The sequence below is a fragment of the Streptomyces sp. NPDC006309 genome (assembly GCF_040613095.1).
In the GTDB taxonomy this organism is placed as follows: Bacteria; Actinomycetota; Actinomycetes; order Streptomycetales; family Streptomycetaceae; genus Streptomyces.
On record NZ_JBEXRO010000007.1, the window covers coordinates 61,410 to 78,578 of the forward strand.

Below are 17,169 nucleotides of genomic sequence, written 5' to 3' on the forward strand. Positions count from 1 at the left end.
AGGAGACACCCAGATGAGCAGCATCCGAGCCCAGAAGGACGGCTGGGAGGCCCGGGCACGCATCGGCGTGGTGGTCCCGCACGCGGACGTCGGCCCCGAATCGGAGTTCCAGGCGATCGCCCCCGACGACGTGTTCGTCCACGGCTCGCGCGTCCACTTCGGCGCCATGCGGGCCGGGGGCGAGATGGACCCCAAGATCCCGCACGACCCGGTCCGCGCCTTCGTGGAACCCCCGCACATCGACCACGCGGTCGAACTGCTCGCCGCCTCCCCCCTCGACGTGATCGCGCTCGGCTTCACCAGCTCCGCCTACGTCCTGGGCGCCGACGGCGAGAAGAAGCTGTTCGACCGGCTCGCCCGGTACACCCGCGGCCTGCCGCTCACCGGCACCACCACCGCGGCCGTGGCCGGCTTCACCGCCCTCGGCACCCGGCGCATCGCGCTCGTCAACCCCCCGTGGTTCGACGACCGCCTCTCCACACTCGGCGCCGACTACTTCACGGAGCAGGGCCTGGAGGTCGTCCACCACGGCCCTTGCGGGCTGCCCAGCAACCAGAAGCTGATCACCCCCGACGCGCTGTCGCAGTGGATCCGCTCCACCGTCGCCGAACACCGCCCCGACGCCGTCCTGGTCGCCGGCAACGGCATCCGCGCCGTCGGCGTCATCGACGCCCTCGAACAGGAACTCGGCTTCGCGGTCCTGACCGCCAACCAGGTCCTGTTCTGGCACGCCCTGCACCTGGCCGGGGCAGTCGAAGCCGCCCGCTCCATCACCGGGTACGGCCGCCTGTTCACCGCCGAGCCGGCCGGAGGCCGGGCATGAGCCTGCTGCCGGCCGACGGCCACGTCTCCCTCTTCGTCACCGACGACGGAGACGCCCACAGCCTTCCCCTCGTGTGCTGGCGCGACGACGGCACCACCGTCCACGGCATGGTCCTGTACCGGGGAGCGCTGCGCCGGGCCGAGCACGTCCCCGGCTTCCGCCGCTACGCCCACTCCCTGGAGAACGACACCCCCGTGCGCGGCACGGACACGTCCTCCCACTCCCGAAAGGCACACCTGTGACTCAGCAGCGCCCCTCCTTACAGGCCTACTTCGCCCCCCTGGCCGGCACCCCGCAGCCCGCCCTGGGACGGCATGTCCTGGGCACCGTCGCCTTCGGTGACCGCTTCGGCCTCGCCCTCGACGCCGAGGGACACCCCGAACTCTCCGTCCCCATGACCTCGCCCGGCTTCGACGCCTTCCGCGAGGTGTGGACCACCACCACCCGGCCCGTCTCCGGCACGCGCGACGGCCTGCACTTCGCCCACGACGGTGAACACCTCTTCGTCAGCGGCACCATCACCCCGCGCCCCGTGTACGCGCCCACCGTCCGCACCACCTACGAGGCGGCGTTCTCCCTCGTCACCGAACTCGGGTACCCGCACATCTTCCGGATGTGGAACTTCGTCGGCGACATCATCGGCCCCAACGCCGAAGGACTGGAGATATACCAGGACTTCGTGGCCGGCCGCGCCGAGGCCTTCGCCGCCCACCACGGCGACGGCACCGCGCACATGCCCGCCGCCACCGGCATCGGCACCCGCGGCGAAGGCATCTCCTTCGTCCTGCTCGCCGCCCGCACATCCACCCCCCGGCACGTGGAGAACCAGCGCCAGACGCCCGCCTACCACTACCCCGAGCAGTACGGCCCGAAGCCGCCGAGCTTCGCCCGCGCCACCCTGCTCGACCCCGGCGGCACCCTCTACGTCTCCGGCACGGCCAGCATCCTCGGCCACGAGACCGTCCACCGGGGGGACGTCGGCGCCCAGACCGACGTCGTCCTGGAGAACATCGCCGAACTCATCAGTGGTCCCAACCTGAGCGCGGCGGGACTCGACGGCGGCCACGAACTCAAGGACCTGCGCCTGGTCAAGGTCTACGTCCGCCACGAACGCGACCTGCCCGTCGTCCGCGCCCACTGCCGCGAAGCCCTCGGTCCCGACGCCGAACCCGTCTACCTCAACGTCGCCGTGTGCCGCGACGACCTCCTCGTCGAGATCGAAGGACTCGTCCCCGGCCCGGAGTCGACCCGATGAGCGAGCCCTCGCCGCTCACCCTGCACGAGGACCGCACGCCCGCGGTGTGGGAACTGCTGCCCGCCGAGCAGCAGCCCGACTGGGGCGCCCACCCCGACCTCAGCGACATCCTCGGCGAACTGCGCAGCACCCCCGCGCTCACCACCGCGTCCGACGTCAGGGTCCTGCGTCACCAGCTCGCCCAGGTCGCCCTCGGCCACGCCCGGCTGCTCCAGACCGGTGACTGCGCCGAGGACCTGCGCGAATGCACCCCCGAGCACACCGCGCCCAAGGCCGACGTCCTGGACGAACTCGCCGACCGGCTCGCCCTGCACACCGGGCGGCCGGTGGTGCGCGTGGGCCGCATGGGCGGACAGTTCGCCAAACCGCGCAGCAGTCCCACGGAGCGGCACGAAGGGCAGGACCTGCCCGTCTTCCGCGGCCACCTCGTCAACGCGCCGGAGCCGACCCCGGCCGCCCGCCGCCACGACCCGCACCGCATGCTCACCGCCTACCGGTCCAGCGCCCGTGTCCTGCACGAACTCGACCTGCGCCGCACCGGCCCACTGGGCCCCTGGGCCAGCCACGAGGCCCTCGTCATGGACTACGAGAGCTCCCTGGTCCGCCGCGACGACCAGACCGGCGCCCCCTACCTGGCCTCCACCCACTTCCCCTGGATCGGCGAACGTACCCGCCAGCCGGGCCTCGGCCACGTCGAACTGCTCGCCGCGATGGCCAACCCCGTCGGCTGCAAGATCGGTCCCTCCGCCGCGCCCGAGGACGTGGTACGGCTGTGCGAGGTCCTCGACCCGCTCCGGCTGCCCGGCCGCCTCACCCTGATCCTGCGCATGGGCGTACGCGCCGCCGAGACGGCCACCCCGGCCGTCGCCCGCGCCGTACGCCGCGCCGGCCACCCCGTGGTCTGGCTCAGCGACCCGCTGCACGGCAACACCGTCCGCACCGCATCCGGCCTCAAGACCCGGCACCTCGCCGACGCCATCTGCGAGGCGGCCACCGTCCGCCACGCCCTGGAGGAGGAAGGGCTGCACGTCGGCGGGCTGCACCTGGAGACCGCAGCGGCCGACATCACCGAGTGCGTCGGCGGCCCCGTCACCGGCGAGCACCTGGTCCCCGAACGCTACGAGACCCTCTGCGACCCGCGGCTCAACCCGCGCCAGGCCCGCGAACTGGTCGACGCCGTCTTCGGCTGAACCACACCCCCCGCAGACACAACCCCCCGCAGACACACCCCCCTTCCAGAGGAACCCCATGCCCCAGTCACCCGCCGCCCTGCGCGTCGGCGTCGTCATGCCCGGCCGCGAATCCGTCGTCGAACGCGGCGACTACCCCCGCCACCTCGGACAGCTCGCCCAGCAGGTCGAGCAGCTGGGCTACGACTCGATCTGGGCCGGCGAGTCCCCGCTGGCCCGTTCCCGCATGAACCCGCTGCTCGCGCTGACCGCCGCGGCGACCACCACCGAACGCGTCGAACTCGGCACCGCCGTCCTGCTGCCCCTGCGCCCGCCGGTGCACCTCGCCCACGAACTCGCCTGCCTGGACCGCATCTCCGGCGGACGCCTCATCACCGGCATCGGCTCCGGCTTCAACTCGCCCGCCGCCGAGGCCGAGTTCCAGGCCTACGGCATCCCGTTCACCGAACGCGTCGGCCGGATGCGCGAGACCCTGGAGATCTGCCAGGCCCTGTGGCGCGCCCAAGGAGACCCCGTCTCCTACGAAGGCCGGTACCACAGCCTCGAGGACGTGGCACTGCTGCCCGTGACCGAGCAGCCCGCCGGCCCGCCGGTGTGGATCGCCCACGGCGGCGAGAAGATGCTGGAACGCACCGGCCGCCGGTACGACGGCTGGATGCCCACCAGCACCACCTCCGGCGGCTATGCCAAGGGCTGGCTGCGCGTGCAGGAGGCCCGCGAGGCCGCCGGCCGGCCCGAGGACGACGTCACCGCCGCCGTCTACCTGTCCGTCGCCGTCGAGGACAGCTTCGAGAAGGCCGAGGACACCCTCCAGGCCTACTTCCGCGCCTACTACCGCCTGGACCTGCCCACCATGCGCACCACCCAGGGCATCTTCGGCGGCACCGCCGAGCAGGTCGCCGAATGGCTCGGCGGCTACATCGACGCCGGCGCCCGCCACCTGGTGCTGCGCCTGCCCACCGCCGACCTGCACGAACCCCGCTACCGCGCGGCCCTGGAACGCACGGCGCAGGAACTGCTGCCGCTGCTGCGCGGCCTCGCGTGATGGGAACGGCCGACCCGATGGCGGCAGCCACCCGGCGGCCGGCGCGCCAGAGCGACCTCTGGCGCGCCGCCTGGCCGCTGACCGCCGTCTTCATGCTCTCCAACGTGCCCACCCCCCTGTTCGTGGTCTGGCAGCACCGCATCGGCTTCGGCACCGGCACCCTGACCGTCGTCTTCGCCCTGTACATCGGCGGCCTGCTCCTCGCGCTGCCCGTGGCGGGCGCCGTCTCCGACCGCTACGGGCGGCGCACCGTCCTGTTCCCGGCCGTGCTGTCGGCCCTGCTCGCCTGCCTGCTCTACGCGACCGCCGAAAGCGTCGCCGCCCTTCTCGTCGCCCGGCTGCTCACCGGCCTGGCGGTGGGCGGTACCGTCGCCGCCGGCATGGCGGCAGTCGCGGACGTCGGCGGACCCGACCGCCGCCGGCAGGCCTCGCTCGCCGGCTCGGTCGCCATGGGCGCCGGCCTGGCCATCGGCCCGCTGCTGTCCGGTTGCTTCGCCCAGCTCCTGCCCGCGCCCACCCACACGGTCTTCGTCGTCGAGGCGGTACTGCTGCTGTCCGTGCTGCCCGTCGTCCGCACCATGCCCAACGTGCGCAGAGCCGGCGCCGGCACCTGGCTGCGCCCGCCCTCCGTGCCCCGCGGCAACCGGCGTGACCTGCTGGTCGGCCTGGCCGCCTACATGCCGGGCATGACCGGCACCTCCTTCCTGCTCGCCCTCGGCCCCACCCTGCTGGCGACCCTGCTGGGCACCGGCAACCGGATCGTGGCGGGCGGTTCGGCCTTCGTGATGTTCGGCGCCTCCACCGCCGTGCAGTTCGCCGTCAGCCGCTGGCCCACCCGCCGGCTGCTGACCACCGCGACCGCGGCCACCGCCGCCGGCATGGTGCTGGTGGTCGTGGCCGTGCGCGCGGAGTCGGTCACCACCCTGCTCGCCGCCGCCGTATGCGCCGGCACCGGGCAGGGCATGGCCCAGCTCGGCGGGTTCTCGCTGCTCAACGCCCGGGTGCCGACGGCCCGCCTGGCCGAGTCGAACGCGGCGCTGAGCGCCTGGGGATACCTGTTCGCCGGAGTGCTGCCGGTGGCCACGGGCTACCTCGCCGACGCCACCAGTGTCGGCTTCGGCGCGACCGTGCTGGGCCTGGCGGTGGCCGCGGCGGCCGTCGCGGCCGGCCTGGCCGTCGCCCGCGCCCGCCCCTGACCGGAAGCCGTGGTCGCGCCGTCCGGCGTGTCAGGAGCCGCCCTCGTACGGACCGCCCCGGAAGTACAGCGCGCGGTACGGCCGGGGGCGGTCGCCGCGTTCGTGGGCGGCGTCGGACCGGTCGGCGGGAGCCGAGCGCCGGGACAGCTCGCGCAGCCGCTCCAGGCCCGCCAGCACCTCGGCGCGATGACCGGACGCCTTCATCCAGCGGGGCAGCCGCGCGAACATCGCCCGCGTCGGACGCGCGCTCCCGCGCTCGCGCAACGCGGCACCCACGTAGGCGGCCAGCGCGTCGGCGTGCCGGTCGTCGTACGCCCACAGGACGTGGCCGGCGCACCGGGTCTGTAGCCACAGCGGCCGTCCGAAGAAGGGGTCCTCGGTGCCGCCCGGCTGCGCCGCGACCAGTGCGCCGCCGCGCGTGTCCGCCGCCCGGTCGGCCACGGCGCCGCACGCCGCGCAGGTCAGCCGGCGGGGCTGGAACAGCAGTTCGCCGTAGTGGGCGGGCGCGGGCAGACCGGGCCGGGGAACGACCTGCGCGCGGCCACCGCAGCGGGGGCAGACCACCAGCACGCGGCCCGTGAACCGGGTCAGTACGTCCCCCGGATCGTGGTGCCGCGCCGGACCGGGAGGATGTCCTTGACAGTCCATGCCGTCGCCGCGCCTAGTGCGCCGAGCCCGACAGCTGGAGTCCGATCACCCCGAGGATGACCAGGCTGATCGAGACGATCTTCAGGGTGGACACCAGGTCGCCGAGGAAGACCATGCCGTAGATGGCGGTGCCCGCCGCGCCGATGCCGGTCCACACCGCGTACGCGGGACCGACGTCCAGCTTCCGCAGGGACAGGGTCAGCAGGCCGAAGCTGCCCAGGGCGAACGAGGCGAAGGCGATCGTCGGCCACAGCCGGGTGAACCCGTGGGAGAGTTTCAGGCACACGGCGAAGCCGGTCTCCAGAAAACCGGCCACTATGACCAGCAGCCACGCCATGTGCGGTCCTCCCGTTGGTCCGGATCTCCGGCTCGGTGTGATTATGCACTTACCGGCCGCCCGCCCGGGCGCACAACGCGGTGCTCAGTCGCCTTCCGTGGCCTCCCGCACGGCCAGCAGCCGGCGCAGCGAGTACAGGCGTGCCGGGTCCGCGTGGCCGTCCTCGACCCACTTGTCCAGCGCGCAGTCAGGCTCGTCGTGGCTGCACGCCCGCGGGCAGCCCTCCGTGCCGGGCACGAGGTCCGGGAAGGCCAGGATCACCCGCGAGGGGTCGACGTGCGCGAGCCCGAAGGACCGGAGGCCCGGGGTGTCGACGACCCAGCCGCCCACCCCGCTCAGCGGCAGCGCGAGGGCGGACGTCGTGGTGTGCCGGCCGCGTCCCGTCACCGCGTTGACGTGTCCCGTCGTGCGCCGGCGGTCCTCGGGGACCAGCGCGTTGACCAACGTCGTCTTGCCGACGCCCGAGTGACCCACGAACGCGGTGATCTTGCCGTCCAGGTGAGCGCGCACCCGGTCCACCGCGTCCCCGCTCTCCAGCTCCTCACGGCTGGTGACGACGTAGGGGATGTCCAGGGCGCCGTACAGCCCCAGCAGCGTGTCCGGCGGGGCCAGGTCCGACTTGGTCATCACCAGCAGCGGTGTCAGACCGCCGTCGAAGGCCGCGACCAGACAGCGGTCGATCAGCCGGGGGCGGGGCTCGGGGTCGGCCAGCGCCGTCACGATCGCCAGCTGGTCGGCGTTGGCGACGACCACCCGCTCGTAGGGGTCGTCGTCGTCGGCCGTGCGGCGCAGCACCGACGTGCGCCCCGCGATCCGCACGATCCGCGCGAGGGTGTCCTTCTTCCCCGACAGGTCACCCACCAGGGCCACCTGGTCGCCGACGACGGCGGCCTTGCGGCCCAGCTCGCGGGCCTTCATCGCCAGGACGACCCGGTCGTCCACCAGGCAGGTCAGCCGTCCCCGGTCGACGGTGAGGACCATGCCCTCGGCCGCGTCCTCGTGCTTGGGCCGGATGCTGGTCCGCGGCCGGTTGCCCTTGCGGTTGGGGCGGCTGCGGATGTCGTCCTCGTCGGTGTGCTTGCCGTAGCGGCGCATGCTGTACGTGTCCCTACTGCCCGAGCATCCCGGTCCACAGGCCGGGGAAGTCCGGCAGGGTCTTCGCGGTCGTCGCCACGTTCTCGATCCGCACCCCCTGTACGGCCAGGCCGATGACCGCGCCGGCCGTCGCCATCCGGTGGTCCTCGTAGGTGTGGAACACCCCGCCGTGCAGCGGGCGCGGGCGGATGTGCAGGCCGTCGGCCGTCTCCGTGACGTCACCGCCGAGTTCGTTGATCTCCTTGGTGAGCGCGGCCAGCCGGTCCGTCTCGTGCAGCCGCAGATGGGCCACGCCCCGCAGGGTGGACGGCGAGTCGGCGAGCGCCGCGACCGCCGCGATGCCCGGGGTCAGCTCGCCCACGTCGCCCAGGTCCACGTCGATGCCGTGGATCGCACCCGAACCGGTGAACACCAGCCCGTAGTCGGTGAGTTCGCAGGAACCCCCCATCTCGGTGAAGATCTCCCGCAGCCGGTCCCCCGGCTGGGTCGTGCGGGCGGGCCAGTCCGGGATCAGCACCTTGCCGCCGGTGACCAGGGCCGCCGCCAGGAACGGCTGCGCGTTGGACAGGTCCGGCTCGACGGTCAGGTCCCGGCCGAGCAGCGCCCCCGGCGTCACCCGCCACACGTCGGGCTCGCCGCCCGACTCTGGGGTGTCCACCTGGGCGCCCACCGCGCGCAGCATGTCGACCGTCATCCGGATGTGCGGCACGGACGGCAGGGTGGCACCGGTGTGCCGGACCTCGACGCCCTGGTTGAAGCGCGGGCCGGACAGCAGCAGTGCCGAGACGAACTGGGAGGACGAGGAGGCGTCGACCGACACCGGGCCGCCGTCCAGGGCGCCGCCGCCGTGCACGGTCAGCGGCAGCGCGCCCCGGCCGTCGTCGTCGATGCGGGCGCCGAGCGCCCGCAGCGCCTCGATCACCCCGTCGAGGGGACGCTCGTACGACCGCGGGTCCCCGTCGAACCGGATCGGGCCGTCGGCCAGCGCGGCCACCGGCGGCAGGAACCGCATCACCGTGCCCGCGTTGCCGACGTCGACCGTGGCCGGGCCGCGCAGGCCCGTGGGCAGCACCCGCCAGGCCTCGCCGGTGCCGTCGGGGCCCACTCCCTCCTCGATCTCCACGCCCATCGCGCGCAGCGCGCCGGCCATCAGCAGGGTGTCCCGCGAGCGCAGCGGGCGGCGCAGCCAGCCAGGCTCGGAGGCCAGGGAGGCGAGGACCAGGGCGCGGTTGGTGACCGACTTGGAACCCGGCACGTGGACCGTGGCGTCGACGGCCCCGCTCGCGTGCGGGGCGGGCCAGAGGGCGGTGGGAGCGGAGTTCGGGGCCATGGGGCCACTTTATAAGCAGGGCCCGGCGTCAACCTTCCAGCAGCCAGCGGCCCCCGCCGATCAGCGAGGACAAGGACACCGCGTGGAACAGGAACAGCCACAGCCCCGCCGGCACGTGCGCCAGCCGGGACAGCTGGTCCGCGTCCGAGTCGCCCGCGCCCGCCCGTGACCGCTTGGCCTGGAGCTCGAACGGCGGCCGTACCCCGCCGGCCAGCAGGAACCAGACCACCGCGTACGCGAACGCCGCCTGCACCTGCGGCCCCGCCAGCCAGGACACCAGCAGGAACGCGCCCCCGGCCAGCACCACGGTGAGCACGCCGTAGGCGTTGCGGATCATCACCAGCATCGCCAGCAGCAGGGCCGTGGCCACCCACAGCAGGAGGGTGATCCGGCCCGTGGCCAGCAGCGCGGCCCCGCCGAGTCCCAGCAGGGAGGGTGCCGTGTATCCGGCCGCCGCCGTGAGGATCATGCCCAGCCCGTACGGCTTGCCCCGGCTGAGGGTGAGCCCGCTGGTGTCGGAGTGCAGCCGGATGCCGGTGAGCTGCCGGCCGGTGAGCAGGGCGACCAGGCCGTGGCCGCCCTCGTGCGCGATGGTGATCGCGTTGCGGGATATCCGCCACACCGGGTGCGGGACGACGACGGCGAGCGCCGCGGCCAGGGTGGCCAGCACCACCCACAGGTGGGGATCGGGCTGGGTGCCGGTGAGCCGGTCCCAGAGGCCGGGCAGCGCGGTGGTGGCGGGGCTGTCCATGTGTCCGAGTGGCTCCCTGTCCTGGTGATCGTCGGGGGGTCGGCGCGGGGGCGCCGTCGTGGCGGGGTGGTGGTCGGGTGACGGGTCGGCCTGGCAGTGTGGCACGTATGTGCGGACGGTATGCAGCCAGTCGTGGGCCCGAGGATCTCGCGGGAGTCCTCGGGGTCGAGCACTGGGACCCCGAGGAGACCCTGGAGCCGGACTACAACGTGGCCCCCACCAAGGAGGTGCACGCCGTCCTGGACCGCCCCCTGAAGGACGCGGACTCGCCGCGCCCGGTTCGTCAGCTGCGCCGGCTGAAGTGGGGCCTGGTCCCGTCCTGGGCGAAGACACCCGAGGGCGGCGCCCGGATGATCAACGCCCGCGCGGAGACCGTGCACGAGAAGCCCGCCTACCGGCGCGCCTTCGCCGCCCGCCGCTGCATCCTGCCCGCCGACGGCTACTACGAGTGGGTCACCGGCGGCCAGGAGCGCGAGCTGGAGGCGGAGGGCAGGAAGAAGCGCCCGCGCAAGCAGCCGTACTTCGTGCTCCCCGCCGACGGCTCGGTGTTCGCGATGGCCGGCCTGTACGAGTTCTGGCGCGACCGGACCCTGCCCGACGACCACCCGCGAGCCTGGTGGGTCACCTGCTCGGTGATCACCACAGAGGCCGAGCGGACCCCGCTGGCCGTCGCCCCCGCCGAGGGCCCCCGCTCCCTCGCCGACATCCACCCCCGGATGCCGCTGATGCTCACCCCGGACCGCTGGGACGCCTGGCTCGACCCCTCCCGCACCGACCCCGACGAGCTGCGCGCCCTGCTGGCCCCGCCCCCGCCCGGCCTGATGCGCGCCTACCCGGTCCCCACCGCCGTCAGCAACGTCCGCAACAACGGCCCGGAGCTGCTGAAGGAGCTGGCGGCACCGGAAGAGGGCACACTCTTCTGACGTGAGCACAGAGACCGTCGACACGGACACCGGACCGGCCCGGATCACCTGGCACCCGGCGCGCGAGGCCCGTCTGGTGCTGGCCGTCGGCCATGGCGCGGGCGGCGGCATCGAGGCCCGGGACCTGCGCGTACTCGCCCGGACACTGCCCGCGCGGGGCATCACGGTCGCCCTCGTCGAGCAGCCCTGGCGGGTCGCGGGCAAGAAGGTCGCGCCCGCCCCGAAGACCCTGGACACCGGATGGCGCGGGGTGTGGCCGGCGCTCGCCCGGCCCGGCCTGCCGGTGATCTCCGGCGGGCGCAGCGCCGGCGCCCGCGTCGCCTGCCGTACGGCCGCGGAGCTGGGCGCGCGCGCCGTCCTCGCGCTGAGCTTCCCGCTGCACCCGCCGGGCCGGCCGGAGCGCTCCCGCGCCGGGGAGCTGCTGGGCGCCGGGGTGCCCACGCTGGTCGTGCAGGGCGGGAACGACCCCTTCGGCAGGCCGGAGGAGTTCCCGGAGGGCGATTTCGACCTGGTCGAGGTGGACCACGCCGATCACGGCCTCGCGGTACCCCGGCGCGCGGACCTCACCCAGGAACAGGCCCTGGACCTCATCGCCGGCCGTGTCGCCGGGTGGGCCCTGTCACTCGGGTGACGCCGGGGAATGCCGCGTGACGGGCCGCTGTTGTGCCGGACAGAAGTGCTGACGCCTCGGCACCGATGTCGTGGGAAAGGAAGTCCGCCGCATGGGTTCGACCATCTGCCCGGGCCGCAGCAGCCGCACCGACCTGGACTGGACGGTGCTGCACGCGGCCAGGACCGCTCCTATTCGAGCGGCGGCAGGCACGGGTCGTGTTCTATCCTCCGAAACGAGTGGGACCGGTTCTGGTCCCGCCGGAAATTCCGAGGAGGTGGGTCAGGTCACTGGGACCGACGCAGGGACCGACAACGGCCAGGCGGAGCCGCCCGAGGGCGTCAGCGCGGAGGCGTCCGCCGAGACGACCGTGGAGCGCAGCGCGCGCTTCGAACGGGACGCGCTCGAGTTCCTCGACCAGATGTACTCGGCCGCGCTGCGCATGACGCGCAACCCGGCCGACGCCGAGGACCTGGTGCAGGAGACGTACGCGAAGGCGTACGCGTCCTTCCACCAGTTCCGCGAGGGCACCAACCTCAAGGCATGGCTGTACCGGATCCTCACCAACACCTTCATCAACTCCTACCGCAAGAAGCAGCGCGAGCCGCAGCGCTCCGCCGCGGAGGAGATCGAGGACTGGCAGCTCGCCCGCGCCGAGTCGCACATGTCGACGGGTCTGCGCTCCGCCGAGTCGCAGGCGCTCGACCACCTGCCCGACTCGGACGTGAAGTCGGCGCTCCAGGCGATCCCCGAGGAGTTCCGCATCGCCGTCTATCTCGCGGACGTCGAGGGCTTTGCGTACAAGGAGATCGCGGACATCATGGGGACACCCATCGGAACGGTGATGTCCCGGCTGCACCGGGGCCGCCGCCAACTGCGCGGCATGCTGGAGGACTACGCCCGTGAGCGGGGTCTGGTCCCGGCCGGTGCCGGAGAGTCGAACGAAGCGAAAGGCTCGGGCTCATGAGCTGCGGAGAGCCGCACGAGACGGACTGCAGTGAGGTCCTGGACCACCTGTACGAGTTCCTCGACAGCGAGATGCCGGACATCGACCGCGACAAGTTCCAGCACCACTTCGAGGAATGCTCGCCGTGCCTGGAGAAGTACGGCCTGGAGCAGGCCGTGAAGAAGCTGGTCAAGCGGTGCTGCGGCCATGACGACGTGCCCGCCGACCTGCGCGCCAAGGTCATGGGGCGGATCGACCTGATCCGCTCCGGCCAGCCCGTGCCCGGTCACGACGTGACCCGGACCCCGACGGCGCCCCAGGAATCCTGACCCGCCGGGTCGTATCACCCGAACGTGCTAATCCTCAGGTCATAGACCCCGCACCCCCGATCCCCGCCCTAGGCTCCCAGCCGGGACGGGCAGGGTCGGGAGGGGCGTGATGGACGCGGTACCGGCGAGAGCACGCGGCTACGTGGCCGGCGCAGCCCTGCTCGCCGCCCTCACCCTGCTGCGCCTGCCGGCCACCCACGTCCCCTGGTGGATGCCGGTCCTCCTCGCCGCGCTCTACGCGGCCTGCGAGCACGTCGTACGCCGGCGCCTCGGCGGCACCTTCTACCCCGTCCTGCTCGCCGGGGCCTTTTTGCTGCCGCCGCCGGCCGCCGCGCTCGTCCCGCTGCCCGCCCTCCTGCTCCCCCCGGCCGGACACGGGGCCGCCCTGCCCCGGCGCGTGTGGCGGGCCGCGCGGCCCGCGCTCGCCGTGTGGAGCGCCGCGCAGGTGCACCGGGGGCTCGGCGGCCGCGACGCCGTCGCCGGCTCCGACTTCCCCTACGCCCTGCTGCCCGCCGGTGCCGCCGTCCTCGCCTTCTGCCTCGTGCTGACCCTGCTCGACGGCGGTCTGCGCGCGGCGGCCGGCCTGGTGCCGGCGCGGCGGGCCTGGTGCGGGCTGCTGGCCCGCTCCCTCGCGCCCGTCGCCGTGCACGGCCTCGCCGGGCTGATGATGGCCGTGCTCTGGCGCAGCCCGTACGGCCCGGTGGCCGCCCTGCTCGTCCTGCTCCCGATGTGCGTCTCGTGCTGGGTGTTCGCCCAGTACCACCGCGAACGCGCGGCCCACCAGGCCACCATCCGCGCCCTCGTCCAGGCCGTCGACATCAAGGACGGCTACACCCGCGGCCACAGCGAACGCGTCGGCCACGCCTCCGTGCTGATCGCCCGCGAACTCGGCATGGACGACGACCGCGTCGAGACGCTGCGCTTCGCCGGCATCCTGCACGACGTCGGCAAGCTCGGCGTGCCCACCCGGCTGCTGCGCAAGGACGGACCGCTCACCGCCGAGGAACGGCGGATCATCGAGCTGCATCCCGAGTACGGCCACGAGATGGTCCGCGGGATCTCCTTCCTCGGCGAGGCCCGCGCGGCGATCCTCCACCACCACGAGCGGCTCGACGGCAGCGGCTACCCGTACGGCCTGGCCGGCGACCAGATCCCCGAGTGCGCCCGGATCGTCGCCGTCGCCGACGCCTTCGACGCCATGACCTCGACCCGCTCCTACAGCAGGGCCCGGCCGGTCGAGGCGGCCGTCACCGAGCTGGAGCGCTGCGCGGGCGCCCACTTCGACCCCCGGGTGGTCGGTGCCCTGGTCCGCGCCGTGCGCCGCTGCGGCTGGCGGCCCACGGTCACCGCCGACGAACCCGCGCACGGCACCGCGCCCGCCGAGCGGGCCCCGCGCACCGGGGCGGCCCGATGAGCCCCCTGCGGCTCATCCACGGCGCAGCCGTCCTCGTCGCGGCCGGCTCCCTCGCCGTCACCCTGTGGACCGGCCTGGAGGACCGGGGCGTCGCGCTCGCCTTCGGGACGCTCATCACCGTCGGTGAGCTGACCCGGTGGAGCGACGCCCAGGCCCGGCAGGCCGCGCCCCTGGGCGCCGCCGGCTCCCTGTCGTACGCCCTGCTGGGCGCCGACGCAGGGCGGCCCGCCCAGCACGGCGCGGCCCAGGTCGTCACCGTGGTCCTCGTCGCCGCCCTGCTCGGTGCCGTCCCGCACATCTGGTCCGGCGGCACCCCGACCGCCGACCACCTGGCCCGCCGCGTCCTCACCGTCGGCTTCGCCGCCGTCTGCTTCCAACCCCCCTACGACACCCGGGTCTTCGCCTCCTGGACCGGCCCCGCCTACCCCCTGCTCCTCCTCGTCCTGCTCGCCCTCACCTCCCTGTGCGGGGCCGTGCTGGCCGCCACGCTCGCCCACTGCCGCACCCGCTGGCCGTTCGGTCCGCTGCTGCGCGAGGAACTGCGCGGCCTGCTCGGCATCGGCTCCGCGGTAGGCGCCACCGGCGCGGTGATGGCGCTGGGGGTCGCCGTCGCCGGACTGTGGGCGCTGCCCGTGTTCTGCCTGCCGCTGCTCCTCGTCCAGCTGACCGTCCGCCGGTACGCGGCCGTGCGCGCCACCTACCGGCAGACCATCGCCTCCCTCGCCCGCGCCACCGAGATCGCCGGCTGCACCCCCGCCGGGCACGCCCACCGGGTGGCCGCGCTCAGCGTCGCCGTCGGCCGCGACCTCGGCCTGACCGGGCCCGAGCTGACCGTCCTGGAGTACGCGGCCCTCATGCACGACATCGGCCAGCTCAGCCTGGTCGACCCCGTCCCGGCGGGCGCCACCGCCGCCCTGCCCGCCGCCGAGCAGCGGCGCATCGCCCTGCTCGGCGGGGCCGTCGTCCGGCAGACCGGCGTCGACGCGGCCGTCGCCGTCGTCGTGGAGCGGCAGGCCGACCCCTGCCCGGAGCAGCCGCTCGCCGCCCGCATCGTGCGGGCCGTGAACGCCTACGAGGAGAAGGCCCGGGACGCCGGCCCCGAGGGTCCGCTGCGCGCCCTGGAGGAGCTGCGGCTGGGCACCGCCGGTGACTACGCTCCCGAGGTCGTGGAGTCGCTCGCCCGGGTCCTGGCCCGGCCCCGCGGCTGGCGCGCGACCGTCCCGGCCCACGGCGGGCCGGGACGGACGGGACTGTCTGACCCCGCTCCCGGCTGGGTAACCCATGGGTAATGAGCGACTCTCCCGCCGTACGTGGTTGGATGCGAGGGAGAGGGTGTCCGGGGGCACAAGCCAGCCCACAGCGGGAAATGGAACTGGCAGGCGGGAATCGTGAGGATCTTCGGCAAGGCACGGCACCGGCCCTCCGCCTCCTGGCGGCAGGCCACCGACCGCGCGTTCACACTCATCGGCGACGGCCGGTACGAGGACGCGGGCGAGCTGCTGACCCGCGCCGCCGACCTGGAGCCATGGCTGGCGGAGTCCTGGTTCAACCTCGCCCTGCTGCACAAGTTCCGGCACGACTGGGAACAGGCCCGCGCCGCCGGTCTGCGCGCCGTCGCCCTGCTCGACCGGGAGGCCGGCGCTCCCGACTGGTGGAACGTCGGGATCGCCGCGACCGCCCTCCAGGACTGGCCGCTGGCCCGCCGCGCCTGGCAGGCGTACGGGCTGAAGGTGCCCGGCGGGGCCGCCGTCTCCGGTGAGCCGCTCGGCATGGAGCTGGGCAGCGCGGCCGTACGGCTGTCCCCGGAGGGCGAGGCCGAGGTCGTGTGGGGCCGCAGGCTGGACCCGGCGCGGATGGAGGTGCTGTCCATCCCGCTGCCCTCGTCCGGGCGGCGCTGGGGCGAGGTCGTGCTGCACGACGGCGTCCCGCACGGCGAGCGCACGACGTCCGCCGGGCACGCCTACCCGGTCTTCGACGAGATCGAGCTGTGGGCGCCGTCCCCCGTCCCCACCTGGGTGGTCCTGCTGGAGGCGGCCACCGAGGCGGACCGGGACGCGCTGGAGCAGCTGGCCTCCGACGCCGGGTTCGCCGCGGAGGACTGGTCGTCGTCGGTGCGGCTGCTGTGCCGGACGTGCTCGGAGTCGCGGATGCCGTCCGACGAGGGCGACGGGGTGCACCTGGACCCGCACGACCACAGCGAGCCGGGGCATCCCGGGCCGCTGGGGCACCGGACGGACGGGCAGTTGTGGGTGCCCGAGCGGGAGTGCGGGGTCGCGGCGCCGGCCTCGCTGGTGCGCGGGCTGCTGGACGGCTGGGTGGCGGACAGCCCGGACTCGCGGGACTGGCGGGATCTGGAAGAGGTCTGCTGACCGGCCGCCGTACCCTGTATCAGCAACATCTCCCCCTGTTCTTTGAGGAAGGCGTACGTCGGTCATGGCGCACCAGGACACCGATCAGCAGCACGCGGGCGTGCTCCCCGTCGACGACGAGGGGTACGTCGTCGACACGGAGGACTGCGAGGAGCGCGAGCAGACCTGGCGTGGGCGCGGCACCTCGCGGCCGATCACGGTCGTCGGCAATCCGGTGCTGCACAAGGAGTGCCGGGACGTCACCGACTTCGGCGAGGAGCTCCAGCAACTGGTCGCCGACATGTTCGCCAGCCAGCGCACCGCCGAGGGCGTGGGCCTGGCCGCCAACCAGATCGGTGTGGACCTGAAGGTCTTCGTCTACGACTGCCAGGACGACGAGGGCGTCCGCCACGTCGGCGTGATCTGCAACCCCCGGCTGGTCGACCTGCCCGCCGAGCAGCGCCGGCTGGACGACAGCAACGAGGGCTGCCTGTCCGTGCCGACGGCCTACGCGTCCCTCGCGCGCCCCGACTACGCCGAGGTCACCGGCCAGGACGAGCAGGGCAATCCGGTCAAGGTCCGCGGCACCGGCTACTTCGCACGCTGTTTGCAGCACGAGACCGACCACCTCTACGGCTACCTGTACATCGACCGGCTGTCGAAGCGGGACCGCAAGGACGCGCTGCGGCAGATGGCCGAGAACGAGCCCCGCTACCCCGTGGTCGCCAACGACTGACCGGCGCGGGCCACATGGGCGCCCGGCCGGGATCCTTCCCGGCCGGGCGCCTTCGCGTGTCCGCTCCTCGCTCGTCCGTGCGTCGTACACCAGCTCCCCTGCGGGTTCCTGGTGATCCTTGATCAGTCACACAAGGGGGATTCCCGGCACCTTGGGGTAGTGAATGCGGCAAATCCGTTCCCATGACGGTCAG

Annotated in this window: 19 protein-coding genes; 14 read left to right on the forward strand and 5 right to left on the reverse strand. The window is 73.8% G+C overall.

Annotated elements, in window-relative coordinates; genetic code table 11:
• The first annotated feature begins 13 nt into the window (after positions 1-13).
• The 6 genes from ABZ117_RS12470 to ABZ117_RS12495 are packed head-to-tail and all read left to right on the forward strand — an operon-like array spanning position 14 to position 5,509.
• A complete protein-coding gene (locus ABZ117_RS12470) occupies positions 14-823 on the forward strand; it encodes a maleate cis-trans isomerase (RefSeq protein ID WP_356819955.1) in 810 nt (269 codons plus the stop codon).
• Positions 820-1,065 (forward strand): DUF6253 family protein, encoded by a 246-nt coding sequence (locus ABZ117_RS12475; RefSeq protein WP_356819957.1) that lies wholly within the window; start codon positions 820-822, stop codon positions 1,063-1,065. Before ABZ117_RS12470 ends, ABZ117_RS12475 begins: the two co-directional genes overlap by 4 nt.
• On the forward strand, positions 1,062-2,078 hold the full coding sequence (locus ABZ117_RS12480; RefSeq protein ID WP_356819959.1) for an FkbO/Hyg5 family chorismatase: 1,017 nt from the start codon (positions 1,062-1,064) through the stop codon (positions 2,076-2,078). Before ABZ117_RS12475 ends, ABZ117_RS12480 begins: the two co-directional genes overlap by 4 nt.
• Positions 2,075-3,268, forward strand: a complete 1,194-nt coding sequence (locus ABZ117_RS12485; RefSeq protein WP_356819960.1) for a 3-deoxy-7-phosphoheptulonate synthase — start codon at positions 2,075-2,077, stop codon at positions 3,266-3,268. The genes ABZ117_RS12480 and ABZ117_RS12485 overlap by 4 nt, the downstream gene beginning before the upstream one ends.
• 58 nt (positions 3,269-3,326) lie before the next feature.
• On the forward strand, positions 3,327-4,313 hold the full coding sequence (locus ABZ117_RS12490) for an LLM class flavin-dependent oxidoreductase (protein ID WP_356819961.1): 987 nt from the start codon (positions 3,327-3,329) through the stop codon (positions 4,311-4,313).
• A gap of 17 nt (positions 4,314-4,330) precedes the next feature.
• Positions 4,331-5,509: an MFS transporter gene (locus tag ABZ117_RS12495; RefSeq protein WP_356819962.1), complete on the forward strand. Its 1,179-nt coding sequence runs from the start codon at positions 4,331-4,333 to the stop codon at positions 5,507-5,509.
• 30 nt (positions 5,510-5,539) lie between these two features.
• On the opposite strand, the gene ABZ117_RS12500 is transcribed toward ABZ117_RS12495, so the two are convergent.
• The 5 genes from ABZ117_RS12500 to ABZ117_RS12520 all read right to left on the reverse strand — a co-directional run bounded on the left by ABZ117_RS12500 (position 5,540) and on the right by ABZ117_RS12520 (position 9,670).
• Positions 5,540-6,157 carry a hypothetical protein gene (locus ABZ117_RS12500; RefSeq protein ID WP_356819964.1) on the reverse strand — a complete coding sequence of 206 codons (618 nt, stop codon included), beginning with the start codon at positions 6,155-6,157 and terminating at the stop codon, positions 5,540-5,542.
• A gap of 13 nt (positions 6,158-6,170) precedes the next feature.
• Entirely contained in the window at positions 6,171-6,494 is a 324-nt protein-coding gene (locus tag ABZ117_RS12505) for a multidrug efflux SMR transporter (RefSeq protein WP_356819966.1), read from the reverse strand.
• Positions 6,495-6,578: 84 nt separating this feature from the next.
• Entirely contained in the window at positions 6,579-7,589 is a 1,011-nt protein-coding gene (gene rsgA / locus ABZ117_RS12510) for a ribosome small subunit-dependent GTPase A (protein WP_356819968.1), read from the reverse strand.
• Between the two features lie 13 nt (positions 7,590-7,602).
• Complete coding sequence (gene aroA, locus ABZ117_RS12515) at positions 7,603-8,919, reverse strand: 3-phosphoshikimate 1-carboxyvinyltransferase (RefSeq protein ID WP_356819970.1); 1,317 nt, start codon at positions 8,917-8,919, stop codon at positions 7,603-7,605.
• A 28-nt stretch (positions 8,920-8,947) separates the two neighbouring features.
• The gene (locus tag ABZ117_RS12520) at positions 8,948-9,670 is read right to left on the reverse strand and encodes a M50 family metallopeptidase (RefSeq protein ID WP_356819972.1); all 723 of its coding nucleotides are present in this window, start codon (positions 9,668-9,670) and stop codon (positions 8,948-8,950) included.
• 107 nt (positions 9,671-9,777) lie between these two features.
• Here ABZ117_RS12520 and ABZ117_RS12525 point away from each other — a divergent pair, with 107 nt between their 5' ends.
• From ABZ117_RS12525 to def, 8 genes are all read left to right on the forward strand, one after another.
• A complete protein-coding gene (locus tag ABZ117_RS12525; RefSeq protein ID WP_356819974.1) occupies positions 9,778-10,593 on the forward strand; it encodes an SOS response-associated peptidase in 816 nt (271 codons plus the stop codon).
• A gap of 1 nt (position 10,594) precedes the next feature.
• Positions 10,595-11,224 (forward strand): alpha/beta family hydrolase, encoded by a 630-nt coding sequence (locus tag ABZ117_RS12530; protein WP_356819975.1) that lies wholly within the window; start codon positions 10,595-10,597, stop codon positions 11,222-11,224.
• 256 nt (positions 11,225-11,480) lie between these two features.
• Positions 11,481-12,170, forward strand: a complete 690-nt coding sequence (locus ABZ117_RS12535; RefSeq protein WP_356819976.1) for a sigma-70 family RNA polymerase sigma factor — start codon at positions 11,481-11,483, stop codon at positions 12,168-12,170.
• Positions 12,167-12,478: a mycothiol system anti-sigma-R factor gene (gene rsrA, locus ABZ117_RS12540; RefSeq protein WP_356819978.1), complete on the forward strand. Its 312-nt coding sequence runs from the start codon at positions 12,167-12,169 to the stop codon at positions 12,476-12,478. Before ABZ117_RS12535 ends, rsrA begins: the two co-directional genes overlap by 4 nt.
• A gap of 109 nt (positions 12,479-12,587) precedes the next feature.
• Positions 12,588-13,892 (forward strand): HD-GYP domain-containing protein, encoded by a 1,305-nt coding sequence (locus ABZ117_RS12545; RefSeq protein ID WP_356819979.1) that lies wholly within the window; start codon positions 12,588-12,590, stop codon positions 13,890-13,892.
• Entirely contained in the window at positions 13,889-15,181 is a 1,293-nt protein-coding gene (locus ABZ117_RS12550; protein WP_356819980.1) for a metal-dependent phosphohydrolase, read from the forward strand. The genes ABZ117_RS12545 and ABZ117_RS12550 overlap by 4 nt, the downstream gene beginning before the upstream one ends.
• A 99-nt stretch (positions 15,182-15,280) precedes the next feature.
• Positions 15,281-16,261, forward strand: coding sequence for a hypothetical protein (locus ABZ117_RS12555; RefSeq protein WP_356819982.1), 981 nt, complete (start codon positions 15,281-15,283; stop codon positions 16,259-16,261).
• A gap of 64 nt (positions 16,262-16,325) precedes the next feature.
• Positions 16,326-16,976: a peptide deformylase gene (def, locus tag ABZ117_RS12560; RefSeq protein WP_356819984.1), complete on the forward strand. Its 651-nt coding sequence runs from the start codon at positions 16,326-16,328 to the stop codon at positions 16,974-16,976.
• Positions 16,977-17,169: the final 193 nt, after the last annotated feature.

Coding starts and splice junctions, on each gene's coding strand:
- ABZ117_RS12470 (WP_356819955.1), top strand. CDS start 14: ATGAGCAGCATCCGAGCCCAGAAGGACGGCTGGGAGGCCCGGGCACGC.
- ABZ117_RS12475 (WP_356819957.1), top strand. CDS start 820: ATGAGCCTGCTGCCGGCCGACGGCCACGTCTCCCTCTTCGTCACCGAC.
- ABZ117_RS12485 (WP_356819960.1), top strand. CDS start 2,075: ATGAGCGAGCCCTCGCCGCTCACCCTGCACGAGGACCGCACGCCCGCG.
- ABZ117_RS12490 (WP_356819961.1), top strand. CDS start 3,327: ATGCCCCAGTCACCCGCCGCCCTGCGCGTCGGCGTCGTCATGCCCGGC.
- ABZ117_RS12495 (WP_356819962.1), top strand. CDS start 4,331: ATGGCGGCAGCCACCCGGCGGCCGGCGCGCCAGAGCGACCTCTGGCGC.
- ABZ117_RS12500 (WP_356819964.1), bottom strand. CDS start 6,157: ATGGACTGTCAAGGACATCCTCCCGGTCCGGCGCGGCACCACGATCCG.
- ABZ117_RS12505 (WP_356819966.1), bottom strand. CDS start 6,494: ATGGCGTGGCTGCTGGTCATAGTGGCCGGTTTTCTGGAGACCGGCTTC.
- rsgA (WP_356819968.1), bottom strand. CDS start 7,589: ATGCGCCGCTACGGCAAGCACACCGACGAGGACGACATCCGCAGCCGC.
- aroA (WP_356819970.1), bottom strand. CDS start 8,919: ATGGCCCCGAACTCCGCTCCCACCGCCCTCTGGCCCGCCCCGCACGCG.
- ABZ117_RS12520 (WP_356819972.1), bottom strand. CDS start 9,670: ATGGACAGCCCCGCCACCACCGCGCTGCCCGGCCTCTGGGACCGGCTC.
- ABZ117_RS12525 (WP_356819974.1), top strand. CDS start 9,778: ATGTGCGGACGGTATGCAGCCAGTCGTGGGCCCGAGGATCTCGCGGGA.
- rsrA (WP_356819978.1), top strand. CDS start 12,167: ATGAGCTGCGGAGAGCCGCACGAGACGGACTGCAGTGAGGTCCTGGAC.
- ABZ117_RS12545 (WP_356819979.1), top strand. CDS start 12,588: ATGGACGCGGTACCGGCGAGAGCACGCGGCTACGTGGCCGGCGCAGCC.
- ABZ117_RS12550 (WP_356819980.1), top strand. CDS start 13,889: ATGAGCCCCCTGCGGCTCATCCACGGCGCAGCCGTCCTCGTCGCGGCC.
- def (WP_356819984.1), top strand. CDS start 16,326: ATGGCGCACCAGGACACCGATCAGCAGCACGCGGGCGTGCTCCCCGTC.